The organism is Ferruginibacter profundus, assembly GCF_054783275.1.
Genome location: NZ_BAAGQW010000002.1, coordinates 1,965,758 through 1,978,496 on the forward strand (window position 1 = coordinate 1,965,758; position 12,739 = coordinate 1,978,496).

Sequence of the window (12,739 nt, forward strand, 5' to 3'; positions counted from 1 at the left end):
ATAAGCGGTAAGGAGCAAGTTTTCATACAAATCATCTTATGCAATGAAACCCTTTGTGGTAAAGGCATTGCGCTTTTTTCTTAATAATATCTTAAAACTTGTTTTGGTTCTGTTAAAAAGTAAATGTGGTTTTCAGAACTGATGATGCATTTTTAAAAACTATCTTTAGTACTTAAGTAATCAATATGAATTTTCTGGCCCATGCTCATCTTTCTTTTAATCAACCGCCGATTGTAGTGGGCAATATGATCAGCGATTTTGTGAAAGGGAAAAAACAATTTGATTATGCCGTAGCAATACACAAAGGCATTATGCTGCACAGGGCTATTGATAATTTTACAGATACCCATGCGGTAACACAGCAACTGAAACTTTTTTTTAAACCGCAATACCGTTTATATGCCGGGGCTTTTACTGATGTGGTGTACGATCATTTTTTAGCCAATGATACCGGTATATTTTCAACGGATGACGCTTTAAAACAGTTTGCTTTAACAACGTATACCATACTTGATGATAATTTTGCAGTGCTGCCGGAAGGTTTTCAGAAAATACTGCCTTATATGAAGCAATACGACTGGTTATTCAACTATAAAAGCAGGACTGGTATTGAAAAAAGTTTTGCCGGCCTGGTAAGGCGTTCGAGGTACCTGACTGAAAGTGCCATTGCCTTTGAAATTTTTAATGAACATTATGAAGTGATGAAACTGTTGTACCATGATTTTTATCCTGACATAAAAAGGTTTGCCGCACATCATTTACAACAATTGTTAAATACATGATTGATTTATCTTTGAAAAAAAATACAGGTATGAAAAAATTAGTTCTTGTTCTGGTCACCTTCATTACATATTCCCTGTTGGCGGTTGATGTAACTGCCCAAACCAAATTTCCACCGGTTGATAAGTCTCCTATGGATATGAGCTACTATCCCAATGGTTACCCGGTATTAAAAATCCAGGACAAGGCCAATGAGCCTTTGGTAGCAAGAGTAATTTACAGCAGGCCTCAAAAAAACGGCAGAACCATATTTGGCGATTTACTGGAGTATGGCAAAGTGTGGCGCCTGGGTGCCAATGAAGCTACTGAAATTGAATTTTATCAAAACGTAAAGATCAGCAATACTAAAATTAAAAAAGGCCGTTACACTTTGTACTGCATCCCGTATGCCGATAAATGGACCATCATTGTTAATAAAGAAAATGACACCTGGGGCTCCTTTAAATACGATGTAAAAAAAGACCTGGTGAGAATTGATGTGCCTGTTCAAAAATCAACAGAAATTAATGAAGCCTTTGTAATGGCATTTGAAAAAGCTGCAACCGGAGCCTCTTTACTTATTGCCTGGGACGATGTAAAAGTAAGTCTGCCAATAGTTTTTTAACTTCACGATCGCTATGCAAAAAAATAAAGCCGTTTATTGGTCAGGTATAATTACTGTGGCATGTATCTTACTGTCCTGTACTTCTATTAACAGCAGCAATCCTCCCGAACTTCAAAAACCGGTGATAGAACCTGTTAATCCATATGCGGCGGTTGATAAATCACCAATGGATATCAGTTATTACCCTGTAAATTATCCTACTCAATTAATGAGCGGCAACGACTCCTCTGCCTTAATAGCCAGGGTAATTTACAGCAGGCCCCAAAAAAACGGCAGAACTATTTTTGGCAATGAATCGCCCCCAAAATACGTACAGCAATATGGTACTTACTGGCGCCTGGGTGCTAATGAAGCTACCGAAATTGAATTTTTTAAACCTGTAACCATTACTGATAAAAAAATTGCAAAAGGCAGGTACATCATTTACTGTATTCCTTATGCCGATAAATGGATAATTGTTTTTAACAGCAATCTTTTTTCATGGGGCTTACATACAGATACCACAAAGGATATTGCCCATGTAGAAATACCGGCAGAAAAAACAGACCGTCCTGTTGAATATTTCACCATGGTATTTCAACAATCACCAACGGGTGCCAATTTAATTATGGCATGGGATAATGTAAAAGCAACTTTACCCATTTCATTTTAATCAGTAGCAGAAATATTTATTATCCGGCCTGCGCCTGCCCTCAATATTTTTATTGATATTTACAATATGTGCGGCATTGCAGGAATACTGGCTACTTCATCTGAAATAATACCTGAGGTTCATTTAAAAAAAATGACCCGGTCAATTGTACACCGCGGCCCCGATGGCGAAGGCATATGGAAAAATGAAACAGGTACTGTACTGCTGGGCCACCGGCGCCTGTCTATCATCGATCTGAGTGATGCGGCTGCACAGCCCATGCAATATGCTGCCCGTTATACCATTGTTCATAATGGAGAAATTTATAACTATATCGAATTAAAAGAAGAATTGGCAGAACATGGATATTCTTTTCGTTCAAAATCAGATACAGAAGTAATTGCTGCCGCTTATGATTTTTGGAAAGAAGATTGCCTGAAACATTTTGATGGCATGTTTGCCTTTGCTATATGGGATGAAAAAGAAGAACAACTTTTTGCAGCCAGGGACCGCTTTGGCGAAAAGCCCTTTTACTATTATGAAAACGAGCGCTACTTGTTTTTTGCCAGTGAAATAAAAGCTTTATGGTCGGTTGGCGTGGAAAAAATAATAGAGGAGAAAATGCTGCTCAATTATATTGCTCTTGGCCACGTTCAAAATTCAGCAGATAAAGAACAAACTTTTTTTAAAGATATTTATTCGCTGCCTCCTGCACATTTTCTTGTATACCAGCCGCAACATAAAAAGCTTACTGTAAAAAAATACTGGCGTATTGACAAGGAAATATGCATTGATATAAATGCAGCTGATGCAATAGAAAAGTTCAACCAGTTATTCAGCACCTCGGTAAGCAGGCGCCTGCGAAGCGATGTAACTTTGGGCACCAGTTTAAGTGGCGGCCTGGACAGTTCTTCCATTTTATCAACCATGCTGGAATTGAAATGTAAACCTGGTGAAATAAAAACCTTTTCAGCCATTTTTCCGGGATTTGAAAAAGATGAATCTTCTTACATCAACCTGTTGTGTAACGAATTGAATGTGCCGAATTTTACCACGCAACCGGCAGCAGATGGATTAATCAAAGATTTTGAAAAGCTGTGCTATCACCAGGAAGAACCTTTTCAATCGGGCAGCATTTATGCACAGTACAAAGTATTTGAACTGGCCAAACAACAACAGGTAACTGTATTGCTTGATGGCCAGGGTGCCGATGAAACGCTGGCGGGTTATCACAAATACATTCAATGGTTTTTGCAGGAAGTATTAAGCAGGAACAAACTGGGGGCCACCCAAAGAGAAAAGAAAGCACTGCATAAAAATAATATCGCTTTTAATTGGAGTATTAAAAATTATTTTGCTGCTTACCTCCCTATGCATGCCGCCATGCAACTGGAAAAAAACGAGTATCTTAAAACTATTCATCAGCCCGATATCAATCCTGATTTTTTAAGATTGCAACGGGGAAAAGAATGGGAAGGTATTCACAAACCGGTAGTGACCAAATTAAACGATATTTTACATTTTAATACCATCGAAGCCGGGCTGGAAGAATTATTGCGCTATGCCGATCGCAACAGTATGGCCCATGGACGTGAAGTGCGGTTGCCTTTTTTAGATCATAAGCTGGTAGAATTTATTTTTTCGCTGCCTTCTGCTTTTAAAATTCATGATGGCTGGACAAAATGGCTGTTGCGCAAAGCAATGGATAAGAAATTACCTGGTGAAATTGTATGGCGAAAAGATAAAGTAGGTTATGAACCTCCGCAACAATTGTGGATGGAAAATAAAACCTTGCAGGACTACATCTACGAAGCAAAAAAGAAACTGGTAGGCTCAAAAATATTGCGGCAAAGTGTTTTGCAAAAAAGTATCACTCCTAAATCAGCGCATGCCGGTAATAATTTTGATTGGAGATATTTATGTGCCGCTCAGATAATTTAGCCATCTTTGCAGTCTGATTTTTTCAAAAAATTATTATATGAAACTTGCCACAAAATTAATACATGCCGGCGCCGAGCCAGATCCCAGCACAGGAGCAATTATGACGCCGATCTATCAAACCTCAACTTATGTACAGGAAGCACCGGGAGTAAATAAAGGGTATGAATATGCCCGTAGCCAAAACCCCACCCGTAAGGCCCTGGAAGATGCATATGCCATTATTGAAAATGGTAAATATGCACTGGCTTTCAGCAGCGGTGTTGCGGCTACTGACAGCGTAATTAAATTATTAAACCCCGGCGATGAAGTTATTGCTGCCAATGATATGTATGGCGGCAGCTACAGGTTGTTTACCAAAGTGTGGGAGCGTTATAACATTAAATTTATTTATGTTGACACCACCAACCCTGCAAACGTTAAAGCAGCAGTAACAGCCAATACCAAATTGATATGGGTGGAAACGCCTACCAATCCATTGATGAATATCACTGATATCGAAGCAATGGCTGCTATTGCAAAACAGGCCGGTGCCTGGCTTTGTGTAGATAATACTTTTGCATCACCCTATTTGCAAAATCCATTAGACCTTGGTGCCGATATTGTAATGCATAGTGCCACCAAATATTTAGGCGGCCATAGTGATGTGATTCAAGGCTGCTTAATGATGAATGATAAAGAGCTGAGAGAAAAATTATACTTCATTCAAAAAAGTTGCGGTGCTGTACCCGGTCCGCAGGATTGCTTTTTGGTTTTAAGAGGCATAAAGACTTTAGGTGTGCGTATGAAGGCACATTGTGAGAATGGTGAAAAAATTGCCCATTGGTTACGCAATCATGCAAAAGTGGCTAAAGTATATTGGCCGGGTTTTGAAGACAATGCAGGTTATGCCATTGCAAAAAAGCAAATGCATGGCTTTGGTGGCATGATAAGTTTTGAATTGAAGAATGACAGCGAAGCTGAAGTAAAAAGAGTATTATCATCAACGCATTTATTTTCATTAGCTGAAAGTTTGGGAGGCGTGGAAAGCCTGATCAATCACCCTGCAAGCATGACGCATGCCAGCATACCACGTGAAGAAAGAATTAAAAATGGTTTGAGTGATGGATTGATAAGGCTGAGTGTGGGTATTGAAGATGCAGATGATTTAATAGAAGACCTGGATAAAGCTATTGGTTAAACTGATTTTTAAATTCATTGCGTGAATTAAGGTTTGCCAGGTACCTGCCGGCAGGCTGGTTACATACATTGACACAAATGTTTTTTATTAGTGAAAATTAGTGGTATTTGTGGCAACAAAAAACTACAATGTAGTTGCTTACGATGATTGAAAATAATTTGAAAGCATTTTTAGATAGTAAGGTTGATTTTTACAATCAACCTTCTTTTATTTCGCTGGACCCTATTTGTATTCCGCACCAGTTTACTAAAAAACAGGATATAGAGATAGCAGGTTTCTTTGCCGCTGTTTTTGCCTGGGGCAACCGCACCACCATTATCAATAAAAGTAAAGAGCTGATGCAGCTGATGGATAATGCTCCGCATGATTTTTGTTTGCAGCAGGATATAAAACGATTAAAAAAAATGCTGGGCTTTAAACACCGTACTTTTAATACCACCGACCTGTTGTACTTTATTGAGTTTTTACAATTTCACTATACACACCATAATTCCTTGGAAAGCGCTTTTACAAAAGGATTACATAAAAAGGATATTACCATCGAAAACGGACTGAAAGGGTTTTACAATTATTTTTTTTCGCTGCCCGATGTACCAGAAAGAACAAAAAAACATATTGCTTCTCCCGAAAAAAAATCATCCTGCAAAAGGTTGAACATGTATTTACGCTGGATGGTACGCAGCAATGCTACCGGTGTGGATTTTGGTATCTGGAAAAAAATTTCGCCTTCGCAACTGGTAATACCAATTGATGTGCATGTGGCAAGAGTGGCTAAAAGGTTTAATCTTTTACAAAACAACAAAACTGATTGGCAGGCCGCTTTGGAATTAACTTCTTATTTACGAACTTTAGATGCCGCCGATCCGGTAAAATATGATTTTGCTTTATTTGGCACCGGTGTAATGGAGAAGTATGATTGAAAATACAGCGCTTATACAAGATATTAATACTACCCTGGCAATTACTTTGCCGGAAAAACTCTCGTTTGCAGAACTGCAGGGCCGCCTGGCAGACCATATCAATCAGCTTATAAAAGAAAATTTTGAAAGCCTGGTCGCTTTACTTTATAAGATTGATGTTGATGAGGACAAACTAAAATTACACCTTATCGATAACCCGAACGAAGATGCCGGCAAAGTGATTGCACAGCTTATTATTGAAAGGCTGCAACAAAAAGCTGCTTTTAAAAAACAATCCGCCAATAAACCTTCTGCTGCCGACAATGAAGAAAAGTGGTAATTTTGTACTTTCTATATTTATCCAGTTATGTTCCATATATCAGAAGTTACCGGGGCTGATGAAAATCAGTTCATCGGGTTTCCGCATACATTATATAAAGATGACCCTTCATTTATAGCACCGTTGCATGTAGAGATCAGGAAAATATTCAACCCTGCCACCAATTCATTTTTTCAGCATGGCTATTGCACCAGGTGGCTTTTATATGATGATAAAAAACTGGTAGGCCGTATTGCTGCATTCGTAAATTTAGAAAAGGCCAATGCTACCGGCACACCAACCGGTGGTATTGGATTTTTTGAGTGCATCAACAACCAGCAGGCTGCCGATACTTTATTCAATACTGCAATAACCTGGCTTAAATCAAAAGGTATGCAGGCTGCTGAAGGCCCTATAAACTTTGGAGAGAATGATAGCTGGTGGGGCTTGTTGATACAGGGCTTCAGGCCACCATCAATGGGCATGAACTATAATCCCCCTTATTACCAGCAATTATTCGAAAACTTTGGCTGGAAAAAAGCTTACGATCAGCTGACCAATGTTATTGACCTGCAAAAACCGGTACCGGAGCGCTTTACAAAGATCGCAGAGTGGGTGGTAAAAAAACCCGGCTATAGTTTTAAGCACTTCAGAAAAAAAGATTTTGAAAAATTTTCAGAAGATTTTAAAGCGATATATAACGATGCCTGGCAGGATTTTGAAGGCTTTACACCAATAACTTCGGCTTCCATCTCCGATACCTTTAAAAGAATGAAACCCATTGTGGATGAAAAAATTGTTTGGTTTGCCTACTATAATAACGAACCCATTGCTTTTGTGCTTTGTTTGCCCAATACCAACCAGATCTTAAAATACGTAAATGGCAGGCTGGATCTTTGGGGTAAATTAAAATACCTGTGGTACAGCAACATTAAAACGGTTGACAGGGCAAGGGCAATTGTAATGGGTGTAAAAAAACATTACCAGAATAAGGGCATCGAAAGCGCTTTGATCTATTTGCTTAAACAGGAAGTACTGCCCCGTAATACATTTAAAGAAGTGGAGCTGGCCTGGGTAGGAGATTTTAATGAAAAAATGCTGGCGGTACACTATGCCACCGGCGCTACATTAGAAAAGATACACCGTACTTACCGGTATACTTTTTAAAAAACTATTGTAAAATTATTTAAACATCAGCTCCTGTACCTTCTCTTTATCTTCTTTTTCTTTTTTCAGATCGAACATGGTACCAAAAACATGATCCCATAGCGTAGAGCTAACACCAAAACCCATATGGTCGTTCTTATAATGATGCAGGTGATGGTTACGCCATAAAGGTTTCATCCATTTAAAAGGAGGGTTCCAGGCATGGATAGCATAGTGCATGGTGCCGTACATTAAATACCCTAAAATAAAGCCCGGAAAAAATGCAAACACATACCCTGTAGTATTAAACAAGCTAAATACCAGGTACTGCAGCGAAAAAACTACCGACGCAAGAATTAAACTGGGCACCGGCGGCATAAATAAACGCTCCCTGTCACGTGGATATTCATGATGATTGCCGTGTATGAGATAAACAAATTTTGTAGCCCGCTCGCTTTCCGCCACAAAATGAAAAGCAAAACGGTGAATACAATATTCAAAAAAACTCCAGAAAAACATACCGCATAAAAAAGTTACTATTATCTGTACAACAGCAATGTGCATTACTGCACCGGTATAATAAAGCATTAAACTGATGATGGGAATGTACAAACCCCAGATAACTAAAGGGTGTGTTTTTGTCAGGTATTCAAGATATTGATTCTTAAATAGCCGGGCTTGCCCTTTATTATGAATCTTCTCGAACTTCATGATATACTCTTTATGGTACAAAATTAATGTTTCACTTTAAAAAACAATACTTCAATTGTTAATTTAATCGGTATTTAATTATCTATTTTTGGAAATAATTTTTTTTTCATGCAATTAGTAACTTATTTAAAAGACGAACAGCCGCAGCTGGCTATTTTAGTAAACGGTGTTTTATATGACACCGATTCTCTTCATCCCGACCTTCCTGTGAGTATGAATATGTTTTTAAACTACTGGGATGATGTGGCACCTATAGCGAAAGCTGCCGAACAACGTATTAAAGACGGTTCGGGCAGAACCCCCTTCGGTACACCTTTCGCAGACGCAATAATCATGGCTCCCGTTCCGCACCCCAGCAGTTGCAGGGATGGTTATGCCTTTCGCCAGCATGTGGCAGCCGCCAGGCGTAACAGGAAAGCAGACATGATTCCTGAATTTGACCAATACCCGATTTTTTATTTTACCAACCACAACAGCATCCAGGGGCCCGGCGATATTATTTGCATGCCCGATCATTTTAAAAAACTTGATTTTGAACTGGAAGTAGCTATTGTAATAAGTAAACCCGGAAGAAATATTAAAGCCGAAGAAGCTGATGATTATATTGCCGGGCTGATGATAATGAATGATATGAGTGCAAGAACTTTGCAAATGGAAGAAATGCTGCTGAACCTTGGCCCTGCAAAAGGAAAAGATTTCAGCACGGTGATAGGCCCAACGCTGGTAACTTTAGATGAACTGGAACAATATGAAGTGCCTTGTAAAGAAGGCCATACCGGCAAAGCCTGGAATTTAACTATGAAGTGCTCAGTTAATGGTATACAGGTAAGTGAAGGAAATGTAAGTGATATGGACTGGACCTTTGCAGAAATTATTGAGCGGGCCAGCTATGGTGTAAACCTGTATGCAGGCGATGTTATCGGCAGCGGCACTGTTGGCACAGGTTGTTTTTTAGAATTAAATGGTACCGGCAAATTAAATGATCCCAACTACCAGGAGCAATGGTTGCAGGAAGGCGACGTAGTGGAAATGGAAGTGGATGGATTGGGAAAACTAAGTAATACTATTGTAAAGGACGAAAGTGATTTTTCGATATTGGCGTTGAAGAAAGTTACGGGTTAAAAGGATTACGAGTGATGGGTTACGAGTGACGGGTTTCGGGTTAGTTGATTGTTTGGGGATAATACGGAGCGATAGTAAAAGTTATAGGCAACCATTGGCTTATAATCCACAACTATAAAAAGAGAGCAATATTGCAACCCTTAACTCGTAACAAAATAACCCATAACTAAAATAGTGGCCACAATAACATCATTTGAAGACTTAGACATTTGGAAAAAAGCAATTGATTTGGGAGTAATGGTTTATGAATTATCAGAAAACAACATCAAAATTGCAAAAGATTTTTCTTTTAAAGACCAGGTAAAAAGAGCAGCACAATCTGTTTCAAATAATATTGCAGAAGGTTTTGAGTATAGTAATAACAATGATTTTTGGAGATTTCTGAGAATTGCAAAAGGTTCATGTGGAGAAGTGAGAAGTTGCTTACTATTTTCAATCAGAGTTAAATATACTACCAACAAAGAAGTTGATCATATGATTGAATTTGCAAGGTTATTGGGCAGCCAGATCGGGAATATGATGAAATACTTAAGGGCAAACAAAGCACAACAATCAAAAAAACAAAACTAACCCGCAACTCGTAACTCAGAATTACAATGCAACTAAAATTAAAAGATCTATCCGCAGCCGACGTTCAGAATTACCTGCAACACGCCATTGCCCCTAGGCCGATATGCTTTGCATCAACAATAGACAAACAGGGAAACATTAATTTATCTCCATTCAGTTTTTTCAACTTATTCTCTTCCAATCCGCCAATCGTTATTTTTTCTCCGGCAAGAAGAGTGAGAGACAATACCACCAAACACACGTTACAAAATGTTTTAGAAGTACCGGAAGTGGTTATTAATATAGTGGATTATGATATGGTACAGCAAACATCGCTGGCCAGTTGCGAATTTGCAAAAGGCATCAATGAATTTGAGAAAGCCGGCTTTACCATGGAAGCAGCCACAATTGTAAAACCACCTATGGTAAAAGAGAGCAAAATAAAACTGGAATGCAGGGTAAACGAAGTAAAACCATTGGGCACAGAAGGTGGCGCAGGAAATTTAGTGATTGCAGAAGTACTGGTAATGCATATTGATGAAAGCATTTTAAATGCCGATGGAAAAATTGATCAAACCAAAATACATCATGTGGCCAGGCTTGGTGGCGATTGGTATTGCAAAGTAGAAGCAAACAATCTATTTAAAGTAGAAAAACCAAATACACAATTGGGTATTGGCATAGATGCCTTACCGCCATCAATAAAAAAAAGCCCGATACTCAGTGGTAATAATTTAGGCCAGTTAGGCAATGTACACGAGATGCCTTTTGTTGATCCTGCATTTAATGATGACAAACTTAAAAACATCATTCAATACTACTCCATTAGCCCCGAAGAGATGGATAAGGAATTACACCGTTATGCAAAAGAGTTGCTGGATGCCGGCAAAGTAAAAGAAGCCTGGCAGATATTGCTGGCAGATTATTAAGAAATTTAATTGCTCCTTAACTTTTATTGCAGCAGCAATTTTCTATTTTCACCAAATGAAAAAACTAATCGCTGTACTTTTATTTCCTGCGTTTTGCTTTGCCCAAAAAAAATATGATTATAAAAACCTGGTGCTGGAGGGTGGAGGGGTACGTGGATTAGCCTATGCTGGTGTATTTAGCGTGCTGGAAGAAAAAAATATTTTACAACATATAGAAAATGTGGGCGGTTCTTCTGCGGGGGCAATTGCCGGTATGCTGGTAAGCATTGGTTATTCTGCCGAAGAAATTGACAGCCTGATGATAGAACTACCTGTACAGAAATTTAATGACGGCAAATGGGGCATCGTTGGCAAATACAAAAGATTTAAAAACGATTTTGGTATTTACCGGGGCGGTGCATTTGAAAGATGGTTGCAGCAACTGGTGGCTTATAAAACCGGTAACCCCCAATTAACGTTTGAACAATTACACCAGCTGCACCTGAACAATACTTTTTATAAAGATTTTTATTGCACAGGCACCAACCTTAGCAAACAACAGCTGGAAGTTTTTTCTTATACCAATACTCCTGCTATGCCCCTGGCGCTTGCAGTACGCATCAGCAGTGGTGTACCCTTATATTTTGAACCGGTGGCATTAGATAACCAGTTACACAAAATAAAAAAAACCGACAGTACTTCTTTTGTAAATTATTACGTGGATGGGGGAATGTTATGCAATTACCCGATCAGTATGTTTGATACCTGCGAAAATAATACCGGCAATCCCCTTACCTGCGACAAATTAAAATTCAACACACAAACTATAGGCATAAAACTGGAACGGCCGCAGCAAATAGACTCACTCAATAATAACAGCATTAAAATACCGGCTTACGACATCAATAAATTATCAGAATACCTTTCTGCTTTTTCTAACCTGCTGATGGAAACACTCAGCAGAAAATACCCCGGGCTCGAAAATGAAAGAGGCAGAACGATCTATGTAAGCCAGGGCAATATTTCTTCCCGGGTAAAAAAAACAAAGCAGCAGGATAAACTGCTGCTTTATGATAACGGCGTTAAGGCCGCCAATTATTTCTTTTCAAAACAAAATTAAGTGAATGTTTGACCATTCACGTTTCACTATTCACCTGGCTAATTCCACTTTTGACCAAATACTTTCTTTAAAATATCCGTTGTTCTGGCCGCAATATTGGTGCGGATATTTTTTTCTTCTATCGCCACCAGGTCAAATAATGCGTCCGTTGCTTTTCCGGTTACAAAATTGGCCAGGTCGGGATTTATCTTTTTAATAGTGGTAGGAAAATTATTGTACTTGGTAATTACATCGCCATAGTACCTGGTAGCATCTACTTTATCCAGCGAAGTTTTTATCACCGGTAAAAAAGCTGCGGTAAGCTGATCCAAAGTTTTCTCCCTGAAAAAATGCGTAGCACTGGTATCGCCATTTTTTACTAAGCCGATAGCATCCTGTAAAGTCATATTCTTAATAGCATTTACAAAGATGGGTTTGGCATAACCTGCCGCATCTTCTGCACCACGGTTAATTTGTAATATCGCTTTATCCACCATACTATTAAAACCAAGACTGCGTAAGGTATTTTCCACTTTTTTTGCATCAGGTGGCAATAAGATCTTATATAAGGCATCTTTAAAAAAACCATCTTCCTTATTTAGTTTTAATACTGCCCCGGCCAGTCCCTGGCTTAAGGCTTCTTTAATTCCCTGCCCTGCCTCTGCTTCGGTAATACCGCCAAGACCTGTTGACTGGGGCAATTTGCTTAAAACATCACAGCCACTTAACATTGCCACGCTCATTAATACCAGTAATAATTTTTTCATTTTATTTTAGAATTTTATTTTTTAAAGGTAAACCAATATAGTGCCAGTTTACTTATTCTGCTATCACAGACAGCAAATATGGACGA

General features: G+C 38.8%; 14 protein-coding genes. 12 read left to right on the forward strand and 2 right to left on the reverse strand.

All coding sequences use genetic code 11. The annotated features are described in order from the left end of the window. The first annotated feature begins 185 nt into the window (after positions 1-185). From ACYVM0_RS18490 to ACYVM0_RS18525, 8 genes are all read left to right on the forward strand, one after another. On the forward strand, positions 186-782 hold the full coding sequence (locus ACYVM0_RS18490) for an acyl carrier protein phosphodiesterase (protein ID WP_460559414.1): 597 nt from the start codon (positions 186-188) through the stop codon (positions 780-782). Between the two features lie 29 nt (positions 783-811). Further along, positions 812-1,384 carry a DUF2911 domain-containing protein gene (locus ACYVM0_RS18495; RefSeq protein ID WP_460559416.1) on the forward strand — a complete coding sequence of 191 codons (573 nt, stop codon included), beginning with the start codon at positions 812-814 and terminating at the stop codon, positions 1,382-1,384. A 13-nt stretch (positions 1,385-1,397) separates the two neighbouring features. After that, positions 1,398-2,036, forward strand: coding sequence for a DUF2911 domain-containing protein (locus ACYVM0_RS18500; RefSeq protein ID WP_460559418.1), 639 nt, complete (start codon positions 1,398-1,400; stop codon positions 2,034-2,036). Positions 2,037-2,102: 66 nt separating this feature from the next. Then, entirely contained in the window at positions 2,103-3,956 is a 1,854-nt protein-coding gene (gene asnB, locus ACYVM0_RS18505; RefSeq protein WP_460559420.1) for an asparagine synthetase B family protein, read from the forward strand. 37 nt (positions 3,957-3,993) lie between these two features. Further along, positions 3,994-5,133 carry a trans-sulfuration enzyme family protein gene (locus ACYVM0_RS18510; protein ID WP_460559422.1) on the forward strand — a complete coding sequence of 380 codons (1,140 nt, stop codon included), beginning with the start codon at positions 3,994-3,996 and terminating at the stop codon, positions 5,131-5,133. A 143-nt stretch (positions 5,134-5,276) separates the two neighbouring features. Then, complete coding sequence (locus ACYVM0_RS18515) at positions 5,277-6,053, forward strand: DUF2400 domain-containing protein (protein ID WP_460559424.1); 777 nt, start codon at positions 5,277-5,279, stop codon at positions 6,051-6,053. After that, entirely contained in the window at positions 6,046-6,372 is a 327-nt protein-coding gene (locus ACYVM0_RS18520; RefSeq protein ID WP_460559426.1) for a hypothetical protein, read from the forward strand. Before ACYVM0_RS18515 ends, ACYVM0_RS18520 begins: the two co-directional genes overlap by 8 nt. A 27-nt stretch (positions 6,373-6,399) precedes the next feature. After that, on the forward strand, positions 6,400-7,518 hold the full coding sequence (locus ACYVM0_RS18525; protein ID WP_460559428.1) for a GNAT family N-acetyltransferase: 1,119 nt from the start codon (positions 6,400-6,402) through the stop codon (positions 7,516-7,518). Between the two features lie 15 nt (positions 7,519-7,533). Here the strand turns inward: ACYVM0_RS18525 and ACYVM0_RS18530 are convergent, their stop codons facing one another. Next, on the reverse strand, positions 7,534-8,208 hold the full coding sequence (locus tag ACYVM0_RS18530; RefSeq protein WP_460559430.1) for a sterol desaturase family protein: 675 nt from the start codon (positions 8,206-8,208) through the stop codon (positions 7,534-7,536). A gap of 108 nt (positions 8,209-8,316) precedes the next feature. On the opposite strand from ACYVM0_RS18530, the gene ACYVM0_RS18535 reads away from it, so the two are divergent. From ACYVM0_RS18535 to ACYVM0_RS18550, 4 genes are all read left to right on the forward strand, one after another. After that, complete coding sequence (locus ACYVM0_RS18535; RefSeq protein ID WP_460559432.1) at positions 8,317-9,330, forward strand: fumarylacetoacetate hydrolase family protein; 1,014 nt, start codon at positions 8,317-8,319, stop codon at positions 9,328-9,330. Between the two features lie 174 nt (positions 9,331-9,504). Continuing rightward, positions 9,505-9,900, forward strand: coding sequence for a four helix bundle protein (locus ACYVM0_RS18540; RefSeq protein WP_460559434.1), 396 nt, complete (start codon positions 9,505-9,507; stop codon positions 9,898-9,900). Between the two features lie 26 nt (positions 9,901-9,926). Then, positions 9,927-10,808, forward strand: coding sequence for a flavin reductase family protein (locus tag ACYVM0_RS18545; RefSeq protein ID WP_460559436.1), 882 nt, complete (start codon positions 9,927-9,929; stop codon positions 10,806-10,808). A gap of 55 nt (positions 10,809-10,863) precedes the next feature. Next, entirely contained in the window at positions 10,864-11,907 is a 1,044-nt protein-coding gene (locus ACYVM0_RS18550; protein WP_460559438.1) for a patatin-like phospholipase family protein, read from the forward strand. A gap of 38 nt (positions 11,908-11,945) precedes the next feature. On the opposite strand, the gene ACYVM0_RS18555 is transcribed toward ACYVM0_RS18550, so the two are convergent. Then, positions 11,946-12,653 carry a DUF4197 domain-containing protein gene (locus ACYVM0_RS18555; RefSeq protein WP_460559440.1) on the reverse strand — a complete coding sequence of 236 codons (708 nt, stop codon included), beginning with the start codon at positions 12,651-12,653 and terminating at the stop codon, positions 11,946-11,948. Positions 12,654-12,739 lie beyond the last annotated feature (86 nt).